We start from the raw sequence: 16,733 nt of genomic DNA, 5'->3' as shown, positions 1-16,733 counted from the left end.
TCACTGCTCCTGGTGGATTGCGTAGGAATGCTGGGCGAGCTCTTCCGTCGACATCGCGTCGATGGCCGCCAGCGTTTTGTTGATGGAGATCTCGAGCAGCTCGACCAGGGAAGCCCGGACGGCCGCAACGTGCTCCAGCCCTTTAGGGCTCTCCGCCCGGAAGCTGGCGAGGGTCACACCGACGATCTCGCCGAGACGCGACACCAGCGCCGTCGAAATCTCGGCTTGGCTGCTGCCGCGCGCGATCTCATCGGCATACCAGTCGTCCAGCGCCGTTGTGGCCAAGCCAACGCGCGCCCGGAGACCGGCGGCGCCAGGGGCGCTGGCCCGCGAGGCGAGCGCCGCACGGCTTGGAGCGAGCTTGCGCTCCATGTCTTCGCGATCGACAATCACGTCGCGCCTCCCTTCAGTTCGATCTCGCAGATGTCGGCGATCGCCTTCGCCAGGTCAGGCGAGGCATTGCCGTTTTCGTAGGACCGCAAGGCATGGAGCGCGGCGCGCAACGCCTGGCGCTGATGCCAGAACCGGGCTTCCCGCAGCAGCGTGCGGGCAACGCCGTCCGAGCTGCCGTTGCCATGTGCATATCGCTGCAGGGCACCCTGGTAGGCCTCGCCGCGGACCACGGCCTCGAGCAGCGCCTGGTCGTGTTCGTCGACGGGGACGCTCATCGGCCGGACTCCATGGCGTGGATCACAGCCCAGCCCGCCGGGGTCAGCCAGACATAGCCATTGCCGGCGAGCTCGACGAAGCCGAGGCCGCGCTCGGCGCGCCCGGTGACCCGGTTATGACGGCTGACGAACAGGCGCTTGCCGACGGTCGCGGCACACCAACCACGCGACTTTCCCGCCTTGGTGGAAACGCAGCGGGATTCCGGCGATTTCGTCGCCCCGTTCGACAGGCCCTCGCGGGTCGCGGCGGCGATGATCTTCATGACCAGGATCTCGCCCGCGGTCAGGGCATAGCCGTCGATGCGGGCAAGCTTCCGGCCGACATCGGCAAGAGTATTGGCCTCGCCATGCGAGACGCCAAGCTTGCGGCCCAGCTCGTGGCCGGTGAGGCCGGTACGCTTCGCCTTCCGCGCCAGGGCGAGATCGAGCGTCATCGGCTGCCTCGCGCCGACAGCTTGACGATGCAGGCACTTACGCTCGTGCCCGACGCCTTGAAGGAATCGGCGGGCAGGTGTTCGACGAGGTCGCCGCGATCGGCGAGCCACTGCCGGAAGAAGAAGGTCTTCGAGTTGGTCCTGAAGACGATGCCCGCCGACATCACCGCGACGAGGACGCCGCCCGGCTTCATGCGACGCTCCGCCGCCATGACATGGTCGATATCGGCCTGCCGCGCGAAGGGCGGGTTCATCACCACCCGATCGAAGACGCCGATCTGGCCGGCCGCCGCGAAGGCGAGGAAGTCGCCCTCCAGGACCATGGCGTCGTGGCCGGTCAGTTCGCTCACCAGCCTGAGAGACCGCTTCGGGTCGATCTCGACCGCGAGGACCTGGGCGCCGGCGCGCAGTGCCGGCAAGGCAAGGCACCCGATGCCGGCGCTGGGTTCCAGCACCCGCATTCCGGGCTCGATCTCCGCCAGCGCGGCGACCCGCGCCGCGATTTCCGGAGGCGTGTCGAACTGCCCGAGCTCCTGCTTCCGGCCGACGCCCCCGCTCAGGATGACCTGCTCGATTGCCTCGCCGGCGTCGCCGTCGAACACATGGCAGCCCGCCTTGCGGTTCCATTTGCCGCCGGCGGCCTCGACGACCTTGTTGACGGCCCGGTAGAGCTTGGGCTCGATCCGGCCGGTCAGGGTCAGCGAATTGCCGGCGCAGACGGACTTGTCGAGCTCGGCGAGAACTTCGGCCGGGATCGCACGCATCACCGGGTCTCCCTGGACTGGACGAGGCCCCAAAGCGCCGAGGCCCGGCGCGTATCGAGGCGGAGGAAGGCGCGGAAGGGGTCGTGCTGGAACTGCGACCAGCCCAGCAGGTCCTGGGTGTCGAGCACGCCGGCTTCGACAAGCTCGTGCCGGTCGATCGAGAGCAGGATCCGCAACCGGTTGTGGAAGGCGCCGAAGCCGACATCCCCGCCGCAGCCGGCCAGCATCTGCTCGGCCCGGCGTTGGCGATCGGCTTCGACCGCGCGCTCCAGGCGTTGGGCCGCCGTCACCGTGACGATGCCGTCGAGCTCCGGCGCCGCCGCCACCAGGCGCAGACGCTGCGCGGCAACCTGCGCGGCGTCGTCGAGATCCGTCAGCGGCAGCCGGACCGATGCATCGAGCGAAGCCGTCATCGCGCCACCTCGCCGGCCAGAGCAGTGGCAAGCTGCGCCGAGTAGAGCCCGGCCGGGTCGCGGCCGAGCAAAACGGCCCGGAAGTGCCGCTCATAGGGAACCTGGTCGAGCTCGTTCCAGAGCCGCCACCAATCGCGTTGGTCGTAGATGTAGTCGTTGAGCAGCTGACGCTGGCGCCAGGTCCGGGCATGCGCCCGGTCGATCCACACGATCAGGACGAGCAGCAGCCCGACTCCGGCGCCGATGACGAACGCCGACATCATGCTGCCGCCCTCGCCCGCCGTATCGGCATCGTCGAACGCAGCGCGGGACGCTGCTGCGGCCGGAGCCAGCCTTCGTTGCCGGCATTGGCCTCATAGTCGATACGGGCGGATTGTCCGGGCGCGGCCTCGAGGTGCACCCAGAGATCGTCACCTTCCAGCGTCAGGTGATAGATCGCGCCGTTCGGCGCCGTGAGGGTGATGGAGCCGGAGCCGAGCTCGCGCGACATCGCGCCGATCTCCGCGCGGATGCCGTCCGCGATCTGGCGCAGTTTCGCCTTCGCCGCAACGGCAGCGATATCGCCGCCGACGATGAAGTCGAGCGCGGCCGAGATCCGCTCGCGCAGGTAATTCGTGAGCGGCCGATCTTCGGCCAGTTGCGCGGCGATGGAATCGACCTCGAGACAGAAATCCCGGGCCGGATCGGCGTCATGGCCGAAACGGGCGAGGCTGGCCATCGCTCACGCCCCCGCGCCGAGTGCGGCCCAGATCAGGACCGCGGCGAGGAAGACGCCGACGCAGGCGAGCTCCACCAGGGACAACAGCGCACGGCGGAGCAGCAGCTTGGCGCCATGGGCGCGGATCTCGTCAGAAGTCGGGAGGTAGCAGATCGGCTGCAGAGGCGCCGCGGGGGCGGCCGGAGGCGGCTCAAAGCGGATGATCCCGGCAAGCGGGCGGGCAGCGACAGGCGACATCGGATCAGCCCCGGATGCGTTTCGATGCCGCGATGATTACATAATGCAATCAACAGTCGTCAAGCACGAAATGTATTCACCGGCCCGTTATGCTGTCGCGCGGACTGGAGGAAGCATAAATGGGGCGGATCCGATTCGCGTCAGCAGCAGCGCTGGCGTTGCTCGCGATGCCGGCCATGGCTGAGTCGACGAGGGTGCCGGATGGTCGCGCCTTCCTGAAAGACCCGCACGCCTTCATCGGAAAGCATGTCCGCGTTACGTCGATCGGCTGCGTCGATCCCGGCGACGGTTTTCTGTGCGCCACGCGCCTCGACGGTCAGGTCCTGGTGATACAGGCTACCGCGCTCGGCCCGCTGACCGATCAATCCATCGCCGAAAGCCTGATCGGCCCCTGCAAGGGCACCGCGAATCTGGCAGCCCGCCGATGCCGGGTGAACGCGCTCGTCGAGGTCAGGGCTGTCGCGCAGGAGATGGTGGATACGGACGAAGGATCCGTGCAGCGCGTCACCCTGCAGGCCGGCGTGATCGAGATGGCGCGGCCCTAGCCGGCGAACTTCACCCACGCGATGCGCCCGGCCGAGACGATCTCGACCTCGTCGATGTCCTCGAAATTTAGGCTTGTCAGGTTGAAAAGCCCGTCGGGCCCGCGCTTGATCGTCTTGATCAGCCGGGTGCCGTCAGCCAGCACGACGAGCGCCATCCGGCCAATGAGCTGCTGCGGTGTGAGATAGCGGCGTTCGACGGCGAGCACGTCGCCGTCGTGAAACAGCGGCAGCATGCTGGAGCCTGTAATCTCATAGAGCTCGCAGGTCTCGGCGATCTCGAGCGGGATGCCGACCACCGGCCAGGCATCCGCATGATCCTCGACCATGACCCGGGCCCCGGCACCGACCCGCCCCATGATGGTCGCGACGACCTCGCCGGGTTCGGCGGTCCGCCGCGGCTCACCGGCCCCCGTCATCAGCCAGGCCAGATCGACCCGGAAGGCGCGGGCGTATTTGCGGGCATCCTCCTCGGAGAGGCCCTTCTTCAGCCGGCTGCCGTTCTCATGCGTGATGTAGGTCGAGCTCGGCCAGCCGCGATCGGCGGCCACCTGTCGCGCCGACCCCAGCCCTGAAGTCTCGCGTGCCCAGCGCAGCCGGGCGGACTGGGTCGACCAGTCCGGGTTTGTTGCCATGCACAATCTGATACGCGCGACGTGATTACATTTGGTGATTGACGAATCTGAGCGCATTTTGTAGTCACTCCTCATCGACGCAGTTTCGGATGAGCGATGACGCCGACACCGACATGCTTCCGGGAGCTGATCCTGGCTCTCGGCGGACCCGCGAAGGCGGCGGACAAAACCGGTCTGCGGCGCGAGCACCTGACGGTGATGTCGTCCCGCGACTCGATCGCTCCGGAGCACTGGCCGGCGCTGGAGACAGCCGCGGCCGATGCCGGGCTCTGCGTCGACGCTTCCGATTTCGCGCGCTGGCGGGCCGATAAGGCCGAGGCCAGGCGCGCGGCCGAAACCGCTGCTGCATGACGATCCGGGCTGACGCCGGACCGGAATTTGAGACGAGGGCTGAGACGATGGACATGAGCTTGGGGCTCCAGGGGGCGGTGGCGATCGATGACCCTTCCTGGCAGCTGCCGACCGGAGAGGTTTCCCCGAACCGCGAACCGCGGGCCCCGGAATCCGGACATCTGTCCAGCCGCCTCGGCTTCGTCGCCCCGGACTGGCTCGACCACCTCTCCGATTTCCTGCGGCGGAAGCACCCGCTGAAGACCGCCGATGCCGTAGCGGCGCGCTGCCGCGGCCAGATCTCGGCGGAGCAGGTCCGGAAATGGCTGAAGCGCCGATCGGCGCCGAGTGGCATCGCCATGCTGTGGCTGGCGACCTGCTACGGCCCCGAGCTGCTGCAGGCGCTCTATGGGCCCTCGCCCGTCGGGCTTCCGGGCTGGCTCGACAAGCTGATCGCCGTCGAGCGGGCCGACAGGCTGGGCGCCCGCCTGCAGGCGCTGCGTGCCGAGCTGGACACGGAGATCGCGCGGAGCCGGCTCTGATGCGCGGCCCGATGCGGCACTTCGCCGGCCTCTGCGGCTGGTTCTGCGCATGGCGGGCCTCGTACTGGCTCTCCGCCTGGCAAGGCAGGCAGGACGCGGCCGAGGACGCCGCCGCCCGCTACCGGCTCTGGCTCGCACGCGCCGGAGCCTTCTCCAACCGCGACAGGGGCTGACCATGGCGTTCAAGGACCAGTGGACACCGGAAGAGGACGACCTGCTACGGCGCTGCGCCGAGCAGGGGCAGAGCGCGGCCGCAGCCTCCATCCTGCTCGGCGACCTGTTCGGCGTGAACCGCTCCCGCATGGCCGTGCTCGGGCGGGCGAACCGCAAGGGCATCGCCTTCCGTGGACAGGACGAGGCGCTGGCCCGCCAGAAATCGGAAGCCGCCGAGCGCCGCAAGGCCCGCGCGGCAGAGCCGCCCAAGCCGGACGCCAGAGCAGTCGCGGCCGAACTACAGCGCCGCCGTGCCGAGATCAGGGCCGAGGCCGGGCGGAACCACGCGGCCCAAGCCATGGCGGGCTTCGCCGAGACCGCTGAAACGGCTGCCGAGCCCGCCGGCGACAATCCCGGGGTTCTCTTCCTCGAGCGCGGCTTCCTGCAATGCGCGATGCCGCTGCCGGGCTGGGATCAGGCCGGGCCCTGGGAGAAGCGGGTCTGCGGGCGGCCGGTGACCTTCCGGCCCGGCGCTTCCGGCGCTGAGCCGACATCCTGGTGCCGGAGCTGCAAGCCCCTGGTCTACTCGCCGAACCAGGCGCGGAAGCTCGATCCGAAGGCGCTGGCCAAGCTCGACAAGTCGATGAGGGCAGCATGACGGCGCTCTCCCGCGAATTCGCCGGCGCCGGCGCCATGCTCGCCCGCCTGGTCGATCTCGGCTCCCGGGCCGGGCTGTCGGCGACGCAGACACTGCTGCACGTCCTGGACGGCGCTCCTCTGCCGGGGCCGCCTGCAGCGCCGGCCTCGGTCGCCGACATCGTCGATCGGATGCGCGCCGCGGATCATGTCGTCGTCTCGACCGAGATGGCGCGTGAGGCAGAACGCCATGCGCGTATGGACATCGATATCGGCCAGCCGATCGTGCAGTTCCTCAGGAACGACGAAATCAGCCTCGGCGGTCTGCTCACGATCGAAGAAGCGCTGCAGCCGTCGGAGAAGCGGGAGAAGATCGCCAACCTCTACGGCTCGACCGCGCTCCGGAATGGCCGGCTCGCCGAATTGACGGGATCCACGCCGGGCTCGGTATCCTTCTTTCTCAATGAATTCCGCAAGGCAGGCGATCCCCGCATCATCCGGGGTGATCGGCTGCGCGGCATCAACTTGTCCGGGACTGAGACCCCGGCCGAGGCGCCCATGGCAGTAGACGGGGTCGGTGAGGACTGCGCGACGGCGCTCCCGAGCAAGTCCGACGACATTCTGCCCGCCGGGTTCAACGAGGAAGGCCGACGGGCCGACCTCGTCCCGGATGTTTTGCCCGAAGGGGCAAGAGAGTGCGCCGAACGCGACGCCGAGGCCCAATCCTCGGGTGGAGACGTCGCGGCTTTCCCGGCCCCGCCAGCCGTCCAGGAGGACGCGCAGGAAAAGGGGACAGTCCGTCAGCAGGAGACGACGCTCGAAGCGCCGGAGCCCGCCGACACCGCTGCTAGGCCGGCGGGACCCGGGCAGGATTTGCCGGATACGGCAGACGGCATGGTGGGCGGCTTTCCGGTTGCTGCAGCGCCATCTCATGCGGAGGAAACCGGCGATGAGGGGGTCGATAGCGCGAGCACCCCGACGGGCGGAGAGAGTGCCGCAGAGGAGGCCGGTTTCACCCCCCCAGCCGAGCCGGCCTCCTCGTCCTCTCCTTCTTCCGACCGACGCCCCGATCTGCATGAGCGGTTGATCGAGCTCTACGACACGACCGAGCGGACGCAACGCGATCTCGCCGCCGAGCTCGGACTGAAGGAATACAAGGCGTCGGAGATCCTGAAATCGGCGCGCAGCCTCGGCGACGCCCGCGTATCGCGGGGCGATTCCGTCCGCGCCGAGATCAAGGCGCGGAAGCTCGCCGAGGAGAAGGCGGCGCGCGACGGCCGTGCGAAGGCCGCGGCGCAGCAGCCGACGGCCACCGACGAGATCGTGCGGCTCTGGCGCGATACCCTGCTGAAGCAGAGCGAGATCGGCGAGCGGGTCGGCAAGAGCACCCCTTATGTCGGCGCGATCATCTCCCAGAAGCGGAAGGCGGCCAGCCCCGATATCCGTGTCGGTGATCAAGCCCGCCTGAAGGCCGAGGCCGAGCGCCTCAAACCGGTGGAACCAGCCGAACCGCCGCCGCAGCCCGTGCGGACCGCCGCGTCGCCCCTGGAATCGGCGCCGGCCGCGATTGCCCAGCCTTCTCAGGACGCGCCCCCCGCCTCGCGTCGAGCGCGCGACGTCGACCATCCCGGCGATCTCGTCCTGCTCAAGCAAGGCGAGGTCCTCGCCGTCGACCGCGGCTGGATCGTCGGTCCGGCCGGCGTCCTCAAGGGCTTCCCGCTGATCAATGCCGTGCTGATGACGCTCGCCGCCGGGGAGCTCTTCGACGCCACCGTCGTCGCCAAGAAATGCGCGGTCCGCAGCGGCGACGCCGTGCTCGCCCAGCTCAGCCACTGGAAGGCCGATCTCGGCACGATCGGCGTCGAAGTCGTCCGGGTCGGTAAGGCCGATGTCCGGTTGAGGAGAGCCTGATGCCTGCGCCGACCCCGATGCCGCTCGACGAGCTGATCCGCCGCCTCGGCAATGCCGCTCAGACCGAGATGTTCGCCATCAACATCATGGAATGCGCCTCCGCCCGGCTCGGTCGCGACGGCATCGACACGGATGTCGTCGCCCAGACCCGGCGGCAGGGCGAGGCTCTGGGGCTCGCCCATAAGATCGCGGTCAAGCTGCGCTCCAATCCCGAGCTCGTCATCGGTCTCGGGCTTCAGGACGTCGTCAGCCTCGGCGACCCGGCATGAAGGTGTTCTCCCGCGAATTCGTGACGGCAGCCGGATCGATGACAGCGCTTGCCGCCCGCGTCACCGGCGTCGCGGAAGACCGGTTGCGCCAGCAGGAATTCCAGTCCGACGTTCTCTGGCTGCGCCGGCTTTGCGCCTGGCTGATGCGCGATGTCGCCGGGCTGAAGTCGCTCGACATCGCGGCTTGGCTCGGCGTCACCCCGGCGTTCGTCAACGAGGCCTGCTTCACCGCACGGCGCCGGATCTCGGCGCGCGGGGTCGATCTCGGCCGCCCCGACGACGACGTCGCCCGCGATGTCGCCGCCCTGCTCTCCCCGTATCCAGTCGTGACCGCGATCTGCGCGCCGGTGCCGCTGGCAGACTGCATGATGGCGGTAGCCCTGGCCTTCGGGCTGAGCCGGCAGGAGCTCGCCGGCGCCGGCCGCAGCCTGCGAGCCGCCCGGGCCCGCCACTGCTTCTCCTGGCTCGCCGGCATTGCGGCGGCGGCGGAACCCAAGGCGATCGCGCGCCAGATCGGCCGCGGCCGTACCGCCGTTTCCCACGGCATCGCCTTCGTCAATCGGCGCCCCGGCTCCGCGTCCCTGCGTGCGGAGCTGCTCGCCGCGCTGGCCGGCCCCGATCTCCCCAGCACCGAGTCCCTGCTGCGCTTCGGCCGCGACCTCGAAACCCTCACCCGCTCCTCCACCATGGAAAGGCTGAATCCATGATCGATGCCGACTTCCAGGAAGACGTCTGGCCGAAGGCCGCCGACGACGCCCTCGAGATACCGCCGCCACTGCCCGACGACACCACCGTGCCGCTCGACCGCCTCGACGAAGGCGGTGACGACAATGTCAGGACCTCGGCCTCGAAAGTCGAGATCGAGGCACTCGCGGCTTCCATCGCGCATCGGGGCCTTCTGCAGCCGCTCGTCGTCGCGACGGCGGGAGGCCGCTACAAGGTCGGCGCCGGCAACCGCCGGCTGAAGGCGCTGAAGCTCCTGGCGAAGCGCGGTACGATACCGAAGGACCACCCCGTCCGGGTGACCTTCGCTGCCGCCCGGGATCTCCATGAGATCAGCCTGACGGAAAACGTGATGCGGGTGCAGCTGCACCCCGTCGACGAGTTCGAGGCGTTCCGGGACCTACAGGATTCCGGGCTCGCCGTCGCCGAGATCGCCGATCGCTTCGGCTTGAAGGAACGACAGGTCCGTCAGCGCCTCGCCCTCGGCGGCCTGGCTCCGGAGGTCCGCAAGGCCTGGCGCGACGGCCGGATCGGCCAGGAAAAGGCGGAAGCCTTCACGCTCTGCGACGACCACGACGTCCAGCGCGAGGCGCTTGCCGCCGGGCTGAAGAGCAAGAGCCACTGGAACGAATGGGAGGTCTCCCGGATCCTGCGGGCCGGGCGGGAGCAGGCGAATTCCTCAGCCATGAGCTTCGTCGGCAGGGAAGCCTATCTCGCCGCCGGCGGAACGCTGCGCGAGGATCTCTTCGGCGACATCGTCCTCGTCGAGGCGCCCGACATCCTGTCCCGGCTGTGGTCGGAGAAGGTCGAGGTGCTGAAGCAGGAGCTCCTCGGCAAGGGCTGGGCCTTCGCGGTCCATCGCGGCGAAGTCGAGCGCAGCTATCTCTGGGCCCGTCTCCCGCTCGATCGCTGGATGACCGACGAGGAGAAGGCCGCGGCGAAGAGGGGCGGCAATGCCGGCTGGAATGCCACTCAGGCGGCGACCAGGCGCGCCGCGGACGATGCAGCCGCCCGCGCGGCATCGGGCGTGATCATCGAGATCCAGCGGGACGGCTCCGTCGAGCTCGATGTCCTGCGGCTGCGGCCGGCCCAGGTCGACTCGGAAGACGGCGAAGAAATCGACGACGAGGACGATACCGGCAACGAGCACGGCGATGCGGATGGCAATTTCGCCGATGCGGATGACGAGGAGGCCGATTCCTCCGCCAGCACCGCGGCGGAAGATACCGGCCCGGATCTGCCGAGGGGGCTTTCCGAAAACCTCTCCGACGACCTCGGTGACGTCATCGCGGAATGCCTGGTCGCGGATCCGGTCCTGGCGCTGCGTGCCGCGATCGCCGGGCTCACCGCCTCGCGCTGGGGCTCGCCGGTCCGGCTGCAGCAGGACGGCTCGCCGCGTCGGAAGCTGCTGTATCACGATTTCAGCTTCACCGACCGGTTCGCCGAGCTTGCCGCTCTGGACCGCGAGCAGCTGCTCGTCGAATTCGCGAAGGCCGTCGCCGGCGCGCTCGAAACCCGCCGTTCGCAGGTCGATATGGATCCGAAGCTCGCCAGCGGCCGCGACGTCCTGGTCGCGGCGATCGCGCCGGACGCTTTTCGCGCGGCGGTGACGAAGGCCTTCGATCCCGGCCGGTTCTTCGCGCAGGCCCCGGGCGCGGTGGCGAAAGCCGCTGCCGAGGAGGCCGGGGCCGGTACGATCAAGGGCAAGAAGGCGGAGCTTGCGGAGCGGGCGACGGAGCTCGCCACCGCGACCGGGTGGCTGCCCGGGCCGCTGCGGACCGTGCACTATCAGCCTCAGACGATGCCGGGAGAGACGGCATGATCGTCCAGCCCGTCGCCGACAGCGTCAAGGCCGAGATCGTTCGCCGGTATCAGACCGGCGAGCCCATTGCCGCGATCGCCGCTGGCTTCGGCGTCAGCATCGGCTATCCAGCCAAGCTGGCGAAACGGCGCGGCGTGCCGTTGAGGCAGCCGGGAAAATCGAGCGCTCTGCGCGCCAAGCGGTCGCTGATGTCCTGGAAGCCGGAGGCTGACATGGCGCCGCGCCGTGCTGCCGATCCGGCCGACATCCGCGGGCGCCTGCTCGCCGGCGAACCGATGCTGCTGATCGCCGCGGATCTCGACCTCGGGCTGGATGAACTCGTCGCCGCCGCGCAGGCCGCGCCATGAAGAAGCGCCGGTATCTCTCGGAGGAACAGGCCAGCGAGATGCTGCGTCGCTACAGCGCCGGAGTGGAGCCGGTCAGGGCGATCGCCGCGGCGTTCGGCGTCGATCCCTCCTATCCCGGACTGTTGGCGCGGCGCAGCGGCATCGCCCTGCGGAAACCCAATCGATTCAGCAAGCAGCTGGCTGGGAGCGGCGAGCCTCGATGAAGCGCCGCGTCGCCAAATTCGCCAGCGAAGCCGCGATGTGCGCCCAGTTCATCGCGATCGCCACCGGCGCCGTCGCACGCCCCGGCTGGGAACGCCAAGGGCCGAAGCCGACAGGGTGGATCGCCTATCCCGAGACGGCTGGCTGGGACATCCTGCTGGTACGAGAGCGCGACGGATTCCAGATCGGTATCCAGGCCAAGCTCAGGCTCAACGACGACGTCATCCTGCAGGCGCTGGAAAGCCGCCATATGGCGTGCTTGCCCGGGCCGGATTGCCGGGCTGTGCTCGTCCCGGAAGGGACCGGGTCGGCGCTGCATCACCTTTTCTGCCAGCGCGCGGGCATCCAGGTCGTCACGCTCGATGAGGACGGCCGCGTCCGCCCAGAGGTTCCCCGCCAGGACATCGACGAGTGGGATCGCTGGACCAGCGACTGGCCTCAGATGCTGCCGGTCAGCCGGGAAGCGTTGCCTCCCGTCGTGCCGGATGTCGCCGCCGGCGTGAAATCACCGCTGCAGCTCACCGCATGGAAGGTCAAGGCGCTCAAGCTCGCCGTCGTCCTGGAGAAGCGTGGCTGGCTATGCCGCCAGGACTTCAAGCACCTCGAGATCGATCATCGCCGCTTCCTCGACAATCAATGGCTCGTCGCCATCGATGGCGCCTGGCGATCCGGGCCGCACTGGCCGGACTTCAAGCGGCAGCATCCGCGAAATTTCGACGAGATCGCTGCGCTATACGACGACTGGAAGCCGGCCGAGCCCGCAGGCGAGTTCGGGAGGCTGATGTGACCTCCAGTTCGTCAGCTTATCGCCGTTCGCTCGAAGGCCTGAATGTGCTTCAGCGTCGTGGCAATCTCGGAACGCAAGGCTCCATCCATCTGGCGGAGGAAATCGCCGGCTTCGTGAGCCCGGCGGACATTGCCGCTCCAATGTTTGTAGAGCCGATCGCGGACGGGAGAATCCTGCCAGATCCCGTTTCGCTGAATCTCGGCAATCGCCGCAAGCCCCAGCGTAAGGTTCGTCTGCATGCTGAAGAGCAGGTTGAGAACGATCTTCCGCGGCGCGGCGGCCAGCGAAGCATCACCCGCAAGATCAAAGGTCTGCATCTCGCGAAGACACTCTGCCAGTTCGTCCCAGCCCGACACCAGCCGTTCTCTGACCTGGTTGAGGGCGACCATGGGTATGGGGCCGCTGACGTCCTGCGGGGCGGGCGAGATCTGCCGGAGAAGGTCGAGGATCCTTTGGACCAAGGCGCGCTCGCAGTTCAACTCGGCAACGCGAAGCCGCAGCACCGTGGCGCCGGCGATGGCTGTCTGGCGGCGGGATGCATCGAACTGGCGGGCGACCCAAAGCAGCGTGGCGCCGGCGATCGCCGTCGTCAGAATGCTGCCGATCAGCGATTGATAGCGGTTCAGCCAGAATTCAAAGCAGCCGACGCCGCCGGCCGCTTTCATCACGATGCGGCGGCTCTCGATGCTGCAGGCCGGCTCGAGCCAGACATAGAGATGAAGCGCGGCCGCCAGGCACAGCACGATCGCGCTGGCGACGAGCATTTCCCGGGTTGGCCTCTGCATGTCCCCACCGTGCCGGTCCGGCGTGACGTGATCAATCCGCGGAGGGCGCGCGTGTGAAGATCCGCACAGGTCTTTTCCGCTACGTCCCTCACCCCAAGGTCGATGCCTATCATCGCCGCGGCTGGATGATCGTCGGCGATCTCGGTCGCGTGCACGGCTTCTGGTCGGTGTTGATGTGGCGCTGCGATTGCGGGGCGGTTTCATGAGGCCGCCCTCTGCGAACGAAAGGGCCCGCCGGTTGCACCCGGCGGGCCCCATCTTGCTCCGGTTAAAACTCCGGTATTCAAGCCGGCTCGAAGCTGACCACCAGACGACCGCCCAGAGCACGGGCTGCTTCGTCGAGTTGGTCCAGCTTGGTGCCGTGGCGCGGATTGAGAATACGGCGCACCTCGCCCTCATTGCGATGAAGCTTCTTGGCGAATTCGGTCTTCTTGAGACCGCTTGCCTTCCAGGCTTCATACACAGCCGCCTTGGCGGCCAGCGTGGCGGGCAACGCGATTGCGCGCTCGCCGGGCTGCAAGGCCGAAGGAACCGGGATCTCCATATCGTCGTCCATACGACCGACGACAGCGACCTCGATCGCATCCGCTGCAAGCGCGATCGCCTCCTCGATGGAAGAGCCGGAGGTCACAACCTCCGGAAGATCGCGCACGCTCACCACGTAATCGTCACCCTCGCGGGTGATCGCCGTGGCGAACATAAACCAAGCCATCCATTCAGTACTCCTCTGTGTTGTGGATCCGAGGGGTCGAACATTGATCATCGATTTGCTTCCCAGCCTTGTCCTCTAGAGGCCACCCGGAACTCCCGCCGACTAGAGGTCGGCGGGGTCGATCCCGAGTTGTTTCAGGAAGCGCTCGATTCTGCCGGGGTTCAGGTCCATCTGCAGGGTCGAAATTCGGTCAGCGACCGTGATCCTGTAGTGGGAGCCGTTTCCTTTCTTCTTGTCGACAGCGATGGAAATGCCTCGCTTCCGACAATAGCGCCGAAGGGCCCGGACAAGCTGATCTCTATTCACACCTCATCTCCGATTGCGATGAGGTGTGTATCGTACAAAAATGTCCGAAAGTCAAGTCGGATCGGACAAAAATGTACGACGCTTCTGAGGGCGGCATGATCATCCGCCGGCGCCGCACACGCAACTTCACGATCCTCGAAAACGAGGTGCTCGACGACGAGCGGCTCTCGCTCGCGGCGATGGGCTTGCTGGCCTGGCTGCGGTCGCGGCCCTCGGACTGGTCACTGTCGGTCGAGCATCTGCGCGGCCGCTTCAAAGTTGGCCGCGACAAGATGCATGAGCTTGTCCGCGAGCTCGTCGAGGCCGGCTGGATCACGCGCGAGCGCAAGCGTGACGAGGTGACCAAGGCCTATTGCGGGATCGAATATGTTGTGCTCGACGAAGCATCGCCGCCTAGCGCTGGTGTTTCGGAGGCTGAGCCACATCCGGAAAATCAGGACGTGGCCCAGCCCCATGAAGGCGATCTGTTCCCGGAGTGTTCCGAGCCACATCCGGCTTTGCCGCATCCGGCAAATCCGGACGCGTATATAAGAACTGAGAATAACCAAGAACTATCCCACACCCCCTTACCCCCGCTCCTGGCAGCGGCCAAAGAAGGTGTGTGTGCTCCGTCTTCGGTTCTCGATGCCTGCGGCTACGTCATCGCCGAGCCCCCGCGGCCGCCGGCGCGGTTCGACGAGATCGCCGAGGCCTGGCCATGGGAGGATGGCGAAAGCCGGATCCAGGCCGAGGCCGCGTTCCAGCGCCTTGTCGAGACGGATCGCCGCCATGCCGTCGCCGCTGCCGGCGCCTATGTCCGCAGCCGGGAGCGCGGCGGCCGCAAGCGCAGCCACCTGAAGACCTATCTCTCCGACCGGCTGTTCCTCGACTTCCCCTCCGACAGCACGACTTCGCTGCCGGCGAAGCAGGTCTTCATCGCCATCGGCACTCCCGAATTCGCGGCCTGGGACCGCGCCTATCGCGAGGCCGGCAAGCCCGGAATGCCGTCGGCGTCCCGTCATGAGGGCCGTTCCGGCTGGTGGCGGCCGACGCGCTTCCCGCCTTCGGGCTGGCGGCCGGAGACCATGCCGCGGACCCGCGACGGACCGGCCGCGGCCTGACCACGATCGGAAAGACTCGGGGCTGAGCCATTTCGACCAGATGCGGTGACGATGACGACGACGAAGAGAACGGGACGGAAACGGAAAGACCCGCTCAAGGTCAAGCGAGACAGGGCCGGGCGCATCCTCGACAGCGCCCTGATCCAGGACAGGGCCGGAACCCGGCAGGCTCAGGCTCAGCGTTTCCGGGCGCTGGGCGCGCAGGGGGTGCTGGATCCGCGGCTCGGCACCACGCTGGGCCTGATGTTCGTCCTGCATGTGCCGGTCCGAATAGGGCCTGAGGAGTACGATGCCGCCAGCTGGCTCGCCGATCGGCTGAAGGCCCATGACGAGATCGTGCTGGCGCTGCGGCGGTCGCCGCCGTCCTCGACCGGCGAACGCGGCGGCGGTGGAATGCGGCTCAACGCGCTGGAACTGCAAGCGCTGCGGGCGGCGGGAAAGTCCGACGCGCTCGTCGACGATGAGGCCCGCCGCATGATCGATCAGGCCGAAGGCATCAAGAACGAGATCAGGCGGGCCAAGGCCGCGATGGGCGGCGGCACGCTGGGCGAACGGCGCTGGAAAGCGCTGACCGCCTGCTGCCGCGACGAAGGCTTGGCGACGCCGGATCAGATCCGCTTCGCCGTCGAGGGCATGGTCGAGATGGCCTGGGCCGGTGGCTTCTACCGCACCAAGCGCCGCAAGGCCCGCAACGCCAAGGCCGCCTGGGGGCATGACGTCAACGCCGTCGAGATCGTGCGCGTCGTCACCGGCGGGCCCGAGGAGAAGCCCAAGGGCGCGAAGGCCGCCAAGGGAAGGAAGGAACCATGACCAGGCGCCAGAAGGCGGAACTTCCGCCCGAGCTCGAAAGGGGAACACGGCGCGTCCGCGAGCTCCTGCCCTATGCGCAGAATTCCCGCACCCATACCGCGCAGCAGGTCGAGAAGATCGCAGATTCGATGCGCCGCTTCGGCGTCACCTTCGGCCCCCTCGTGGACGAGAACGGCACGATCATCGCTGGCCATGCCCGCGTGATGGCGGCCGAGCTCGCCGGCTATGCCGAGATCCCGGTGACGATAGCCCGGGGCTGGAGCGAGGAGATGATCCGCGCCTACGTCATCGCCGACAACCGCCTGGCCGAGGAGGCCGGCTGGGACGATGAACTGCTCCGCGCCGAGATCGAGGCCTTGTCGGCCAGCGGGTTCGACCTTTCGGCGACGGGCTTCGAGGATGGAGAGCTCGAGGCCATTCTCGCCGGCGAAGAGGAAGCCGACGAGGAGAAGCCCGAGGATGACACACCCGATGAGGTCTGCTCCCGCTGCGGCCGCACCATCGTCCCGGACAAGGATCTGACCCGGCGGGCTCGGAAGAAGCGGAAGGCCCGCTCCACGACGATCACGGCGGGATCTGGCGCTGATTCGCACAAGACGGAGGGTGACGCATGATTGGCGGAAGAGCCGGCATCATGGCAGCAGCGGGTATGAGGCGGGCAAGTTCGGTCTCTCATCGGTGCGCGCCTCTGTCGATAGTGTCGATAGTGTCGATCCTAGCCCCCAAGGCCTTGCGCAATTCGAGGCACATGGCACACCAGAAATGCACCGTGACGAACTGTGCCTGCATGCAGGCGAGACCGTCGCACCCACGAGCTCCGCAGGTTCAGCCCCGGCGGGGCTCGTGTCGTTTCAGGCAGGGCATCCAGCCCACCCCAGCGAGAGGTCA

27 protein-coding genes are annotated in these 16,733 nt (G+C 67.9%); 16 read left to right on the top strand and 11 right to left on the bottom strand.

All coding sequences use genetic code 11. The features are described 5' to 3' along the window. Genes BGO20_RS15025 through BGO20_RS14990 form a run of 8 tightly spaced genes read right to left on the bottom strand, consistent with a single transcriptional unit; the run spans position 1 to position 3,234 of the window. On the bottom strand, positions 1-393 hold the full coding sequence (locus tag BGO20_RS15025; RefSeq protein WP_291664456.1) for a hypothetical protein: 393 nt from the start codon (positions 391-393) through the stop codon (positions 1-3). After that, the gene (locus tag BGO20_RS15020) at positions 390-668 is read right to left on the bottom strand and encodes a hypothetical protein (RefSeq protein WP_291664457.1); all 279 of its coding nucleotides are present in this window, start codon (positions 666-668) and stop codon (positions 390-392) included. The genes BGO20_RS15025 and BGO20_RS15020 overlap by 4 nt, the downstream gene beginning before the upstream one ends. Then, positions 665-1,102: a hypothetical protein gene (locus BGO20_RS15015; protein ID WP_291664458.1), complete on the bottom strand. Its 438-nt coding sequence runs from the start codon at positions 1,100-1,102 to the stop codon at positions 665-667. The genes BGO20_RS15020 and BGO20_RS15015 overlap by 4 nt, the downstream gene beginning before the upstream one ends. Further along, positions 1,099-1,866: a methyltransferase gene (locus BGO20_RS15010; RefSeq protein WP_291664459.1), complete on the bottom strand. Its 768-nt coding sequence runs from the start codon at positions 1,864-1,866 to the stop codon at positions 1,099-1,101. The genes BGO20_RS15015 and BGO20_RS15010 overlap by 4 nt, the downstream gene beginning before the upstream one ends. Further along, on the bottom strand, positions 1,866-2,279 hold the full coding sequence (locus BGO20_RS15005; protein ID WP_291664460.1) for a hypothetical protein: 414 nt from the start codon (positions 2,277-2,279) through the stop codon (positions 1,866-1,868). The genes BGO20_RS15010 and BGO20_RS15005 overlap by 1 nt, the downstream gene beginning before the upstream one ends. Next, on the bottom strand, positions 2,276-2,542 hold the full coding sequence (locus BGO20_RS15000; protein ID WP_291664461.1) for a hypothetical protein: 267 nt from the start codon (positions 2,540-2,542) through the stop codon (positions 2,276-2,278). Before BGO20_RS15000 ends, BGO20_RS15005 begins: the two co-directional genes overlap by 4 nt. Beyond that, positions 2,539-2,997 (bottom strand): hypothetical protein, encoded by a 459-nt coding sequence (locus tag BGO20_RS14995; RefSeq protein ID WP_291664462.1) that lies wholly within the window; start codon positions 2,995-2,997, stop codon positions 2,539-2,541. Before BGO20_RS14995 ends, BGO20_RS15000 begins: the two co-directional genes overlap by 4 nt. Positions 2,998-3,000: 3 nt before the next feature. Further along, positions 3,001-3,234: a hypothetical protein gene (locus BGO20_RS14990; protein WP_291664463.1), complete on the bottom strand. Its 234-nt coding sequence runs from the start codon at positions 3,232-3,234 to the stop codon at positions 3,001-3,003. A gap of 176 nt (positions 3,235-3,410) precedes the next feature. Here BGO20_RS14990 and BGO20_RS14985 point away from each other — a divergent pair, with 176 nt between their 5' ends. Continuing rightward, complete coding sequence (locus tag BGO20_RS14985; protein ID WP_299858221.1) at positions 3,411-3,779, top strand: hypothetical protein; 369 nt, start codon at positions 3,411-3,413, stop codon at positions 3,777-3,779. Here BGO20_RS14985 and BGO20_RS14980 read toward each other — a convergent pair. Then, on the bottom strand, positions 3,776-4,411 hold the full coding sequence (locus BGO20_RS14980; protein WP_291664465.1) for an XRE family transcriptional regulator: 636 nt from the start codon (positions 4,409-4,411) through the stop codon (positions 3,776-3,778). The two genes, BGO20_RS14985 and BGO20_RS14980, sit on opposite strands and share 4 nt — an antisense overlap. A gap of 96 nt (positions 4,412-4,507) precedes the next feature. On the opposite strand from BGO20_RS14980, the gene BGO20_RS14975 reads away from it, so the two are divergent. The 11 genes from BGO20_RS14975 to BGO20_RS14925 are packed head-to-tail and all read left to right on the top strand — an operon-like array spanning position 4,508 to position 12,132. Continuing rightward, positions 4,508-4,762, top strand: coding sequence for a hypothetical protein (locus BGO20_RS14975; RefSeq protein ID WP_291664466.1), 255 nt, complete (start codon positions 4,508-4,510; stop codon positions 4,760-4,762). Positions 4,763-4,815: 53 nt separating this feature from the next. After that, complete coding sequence (locus BGO20_RS14970) at positions 4,816-5,283, top strand: hypothetical protein (protein WP_291664467.1); 468 nt, start codon at positions 4,816-4,818, stop codon at positions 5,281-5,283. Continuing rightward, a complete protein-coding gene (locus tag BGO20_RS14965) occupies positions 5,283-5,456 on the top strand; it encodes a hypothetical protein (protein ID WP_291664468.1) in 174 nt (57 codons plus the stop codon). Before BGO20_RS14970 ends, BGO20_RS14965 begins: the two co-directional genes overlap by 1 nt. 2 nt (positions 5,457-5,458) lie before the next feature. Then, positions 5,459-6,094, top strand: a complete 636-nt coding sequence (locus BGO20_RS14960; RefSeq protein WP_291664469.1) for a hypothetical protein — start codon at positions 5,459-5,461, stop codon at positions 6,092-6,094. Next, positions 6,091-7,983, top strand: a complete 1,893-nt coding sequence (locus BGO20_RS14955; protein ID WP_291664470.1) for an ICP22 family protein — start codon at positions 6,091-6,093, stop codon at positions 7,981-7,983. Before BGO20_RS14960 ends, BGO20_RS14955 begins: the two co-directional genes overlap by 4 nt. Then, positions 7,983-8,252, top strand: coding sequence for a hypothetical protein (locus tag BGO20_RS14950; protein ID WP_291664471.1), 270 nt, complete (start codon positions 7,983-7,985; stop codon positions 8,250-8,252). Before BGO20_RS14955 ends, BGO20_RS14950 begins: the two co-directional genes overlap by 1 nt. Further along, the gene (locus tag BGO20_RS14945; RefSeq protein ID WP_291664472.1) at positions 8,249-8,959 is read left to right on the top strand and encodes a hypothetical protein; all 711 of its coding nucleotides are present in this window, start codon (positions 8,249-8,251) and stop codon (positions 8,957-8,959) included. The genes BGO20_RS14950 and BGO20_RS14945 overlap by 4 nt, the downstream gene beginning before the upstream one ends. Beyond that, positions 8,956-10,797: a ParB/RepB/Spo0J family partition protein gene (locus tag BGO20_RS14940; protein WP_291664473.1), complete on the top strand. Its 1,842-nt coding sequence runs from the start codon at positions 8,956-8,958 to the stop codon at positions 10,795-10,797. Before BGO20_RS14945 ends, BGO20_RS14940 begins: the two co-directional genes overlap by 4 nt. Beyond that, positions 10,794-11,144: a helix-turn-helix domain-containing protein gene (locus BGO20_RS14935; protein WP_291664474.1), complete on the top strand. Its 351-nt coding sequence runs from the start codon at positions 10,794-10,796 to the stop codon at positions 11,142-11,144. The genes BGO20_RS14940 and BGO20_RS14935 overlap by 4 nt, the downstream gene beginning before the upstream one ends. Beyond that, positions 11,141-11,347 carry a hypothetical protein gene (locus BGO20_RS14930; RefSeq protein WP_291664475.1) on the top strand — a complete coding sequence of 69 codons (207 nt, stop codon included), beginning with the start codon at positions 11,141-11,143 and terminating at the stop codon, positions 11,345-11,347. The genes BGO20_RS14935 and BGO20_RS14930 overlap by 4 nt, the downstream gene beginning before the upstream one ends. Beyond that, positions 11,344-12,132, top strand: coding sequence for a hypothetical protein (locus tag BGO20_RS14925; RefSeq protein ID WP_291664476.1), 789 nt, complete (start codon positions 11,344-11,346; stop codon positions 12,130-12,132). The genes BGO20_RS14930 and BGO20_RS14925 overlap by 4 nt, the downstream gene beginning before the upstream one ends. A gap of 11 nt (positions 12,133-12,143) precedes the next feature. Here BGO20_RS14925 and BGO20_RS14920 read toward each other — a convergent pair whose 3' ends face one another. After that, complete coding sequence (locus tag BGO20_RS14920; RefSeq protein WP_291664477.1) at positions 12,144-12,896, bottom strand: hypothetical protein; 753 nt, start codon at positions 12,894-12,896, stop codon at positions 12,144-12,146. A 74-nt stretch (positions 12,897-12,970) separates the two neighbouring features. On the opposite strand from BGO20_RS14920, the gene BGO20_RS14915 reads away from it, so the two are divergent. Next, positions 12,971-13,123, top strand: coding sequence for a hypothetical protein (locus tag BGO20_RS14915; protein ID WP_291664478.1), 153 nt, complete (start codon positions 12,971-12,973; stop codon positions 13,121-13,123). 77 nt (positions 13,124-13,200) lie between these two features. Here BGO20_RS14915 and BGO20_RS14910 read toward each other — a convergent pair whose 3' ends face one another. Further along, a complete protein-coding gene (locus tag BGO20_RS14910; protein ID WP_291664479.1) occupies positions 13,201-13,629 on the bottom strand; it encodes a type II toxin-antitoxin system HicB family antitoxin in 429 nt (142 codons plus the stop codon). A gap of 377 nt (positions 13,630-14,006) precedes the next feature. On the opposite strand from BGO20_RS14910, the gene BGO20_RS14905 reads away from it, so the two are divergent. From BGO20_RS14905 to BGO20_RS14895, 3 genes are read left to right on the top strand one after another with little or no spacing between them, the layout of a single operon-like run. Then, positions 14,007-15,035 carry a hypothetical protein gene (locus BGO20_RS14905; RefSeq protein ID WP_291664480.1) on the top strand — a complete coding sequence of 343 codons (1,029 nt, stop codon included), beginning with the start codon at positions 14,007-14,009 and terminating at the stop codon, positions 15,033-15,035. 51 nt (positions 15,036-15,086) lie between these two features. Next, positions 15,087-15,845 (top strand): hypothetical protein, encoded by a 759-nt coding sequence (locus BGO20_RS14900; RefSeq protein ID WP_291664481.1) that lies wholly within the window; start codon positions 15,087-15,089, stop codon positions 15,843-15,845. Continuing rightward, a complete protein-coding gene (locus BGO20_RS14895) occupies positions 15,842-16,459 on the top strand; it encodes a ParB/Srx family N-terminal domain-containing protein (protein ID WP_291664482.1) in 618 nt (205 codons plus the stop codon). Before BGO20_RS14900 ends, BGO20_RS14895 begins: the two co-directional genes overlap by 4 nt. The last annotated feature ends 274 nt before the right edge of the window (positions 16,460-16,733 follow it).

Origin of the sequence: Allobosea sp. 67-29, from assembly GCF_001898115.1 — a bacterium.
GTDB lineage: Bacteria > Pseudomonadota > Alphaproteobacteria > Rhizobiales > Beijerinckiaceae > Allobosea.
The sequence above is the reverse complement of the archived record's forward strand: the minus strand, read 5'-3'. Positions and strand labels throughout refer to the sequence as shown.

What these genes read in the sequence shown, in the direction of transcription:
- BGO20_RS14930 (WP_291664475.1), top strand. Translation starts at nt 11,141, where the DNA reads ATGAAGAAGCGCCGGTATCTCTCGGAGGAACAGGCCAGCGAGATGCTG.
- BGO20_RS14935 (WP_291664474.1), top strand. Translation starts at nt 10,794, where the DNA reads ATGATCGTCCAGCCCGTCGCCGACAGCGTCAAGGCCGAGATCGTTCGC.
- BGO20_RS14950 (WP_291664471.1), top strand. Translation starts at nt 7,983, where the DNA reads ATGCCTGCGCCGACCCCGATGCCGCTCGACGAGCTGATCCGCCGCCTC.
- BGO20_RS14980 (WP_291664465.1), bottom strand. Translation starts at nt 4,411, where the DNA reads ATGGCAACAAACCCGGACTGGTCGACCCAGTCCGCCCGGCTGCGCTGG.
- BGO20_RS14900 (WP_291664481.1), top strand. Translation starts at nt 15,087, where the DNA reads ATGACGACGACGAAGAGAACGGGACGGAAACGGAAAGACCCGCTCAAG.
- BGO20_RS14940 (WP_291664473.1), top strand. Translation starts at nt 8,956, where the DNA reads ATGATCGATGCCGACTTCCAGGAAGACGTCTGGCCGAAGGCCGCCGAC.
- BGO20_RS15005 (WP_291664460.1), bottom strand. Translation starts at nt 2,279, where the DNA reads ATGACGGCTTCGCTCGATGCATCGGTCCGGCTGCCGCTGACGGATCTC.
- BGO20_RS14960 (WP_291664469.1), top strand. Translation starts at nt 5,459, where the DNA reads ATGGCGTTCAAGGACCAGTGGACACCGGAAGAGGACGACCTGCTACGG.
- BGO20_RS15000 (WP_291664461.1), bottom strand. Translation starts at nt 2,542, where the DNA reads ATGATGTCGGCGTTCGTCATCGGCGCCGGAGTCGGGCTGCTGCTCGTC.
- BGO20_RS14945 (WP_291664472.1), top strand. Translation starts at nt 8,249, where the DNA reads ATGAAGGTGTTCTCCCGCGAATTCGTGACGGCAGCCGGATCGATGACA.
- BGO20_RS14925 (WP_291664476.1), top strand. Translation starts at nt 11,344, where the DNA reads ATGAAGCGCCGCGTCGCCAAATTCGCCAGCGAAGCCGCGATGTGCGCC.
- BGO20_RS15020 (WP_291664457.1), bottom strand. Translation starts at nt 668, where the DNA reads ATGAGCGTCCCCGTCGACGAACACGACCAGGCGCTGCTCGAGGCCGTG.
- BGO20_RS14995 (WP_291664462.1), bottom strand. Translation starts at nt 2,997, where the DNA reads ATGGCCAGCCTCGCCCGTTTCGGCCATGACGCCGATCCGGCCCGGGAT.
- BGO20_RS14990 (WP_291664463.1), bottom strand. Translation starts at nt 3,234, where the DNA reads ATGTCGCCTGTCGCTGCCCGCCCGCTTGCCGGGATCATCCGCTTTGAG.
- BGO20_RS14905 (WP_291664480.1), top strand. Translation starts at nt 14,007, where the DNA reads ATGTACGACGCTTCTGAGGGCGGCATGATCATCCGCCGGCGCCGCACA.
- BGO20_RS14910 (WP_291664479.1), bottom strand. Translation starts at nt 13,629, where the DNA reads ATGGCTTGGTTTATGTTCGCCACGGCGATCACCCGCGAGGGTGACGAT.
- BGO20_RS14895 (WP_291664482.1), top strand. Translation starts at nt 15,842, where the DNA reads ATGACCAGGCGCCAGAAGGCGGAACTTCCGCCCGAGCTCGAAAGGGGA.
- BGO20_RS14970 (WP_291664467.1), top strand. Translation starts at nt 4,816, where the DNA reads ATGAGCTTGGGGCTCCAGGGGGCGGTGGCGATCGATGACCCTTCCTGG.
- BGO20_RS14965 (WP_291664468.1), top strand. Translation starts at nt 5,283, where the DNA reads ATGCGCGGCCCGATGCGGCACTTCGCCGGCCTCTGCGGCTGGTTCTGC.
- BGO20_RS14955 (WP_291664470.1), top strand. Translation starts at nt 6,091, where the DNA reads ATGACGGCGCTCTCCCGCGAATTCGCCGGCGCCGGCGCCATGCTCGCC.
- BGO20_RS15010 (WP_291664459.1), bottom strand. Translation starts at nt 1,866, where the DNA reads ATGCGTGCGATCCCGGCCGAAGTTCTCGCCGAGCTCGACAAGTCCGTC.
- BGO20_RS15015 (WP_291664458.1), bottom strand. Translation starts at nt 1,102, where the DNA reads ATGACGCTCGATCTCGCCCTGGCGCGGAAGGCGAAGCGTACCGGCCTC.
- BGO20_RS14920 (WP_291664477.1), bottom strand. Translation starts at nt 12,896, where the DNA reads ATGCTCGTCGCCAGCGCGATCGTGCTGTGCCTGGCGGCCGCGCTTCAT.
- BGO20_RS14975 (WP_291664466.1), top strand. Translation starts at nt 4,508, where the DNA reads ATGACGCCGACACCGACATGCTTCCGGGAGCTGATCCTGGCTCTCGGC.
- BGO20_RS14985 (WP_299858221.1), top strand. Translation starts at nt 3,411, where the DNA reads ATGGCTGAGTCGACGAGGGTGCCGGATGGTCGCGCCTTCCTGAAAGAC.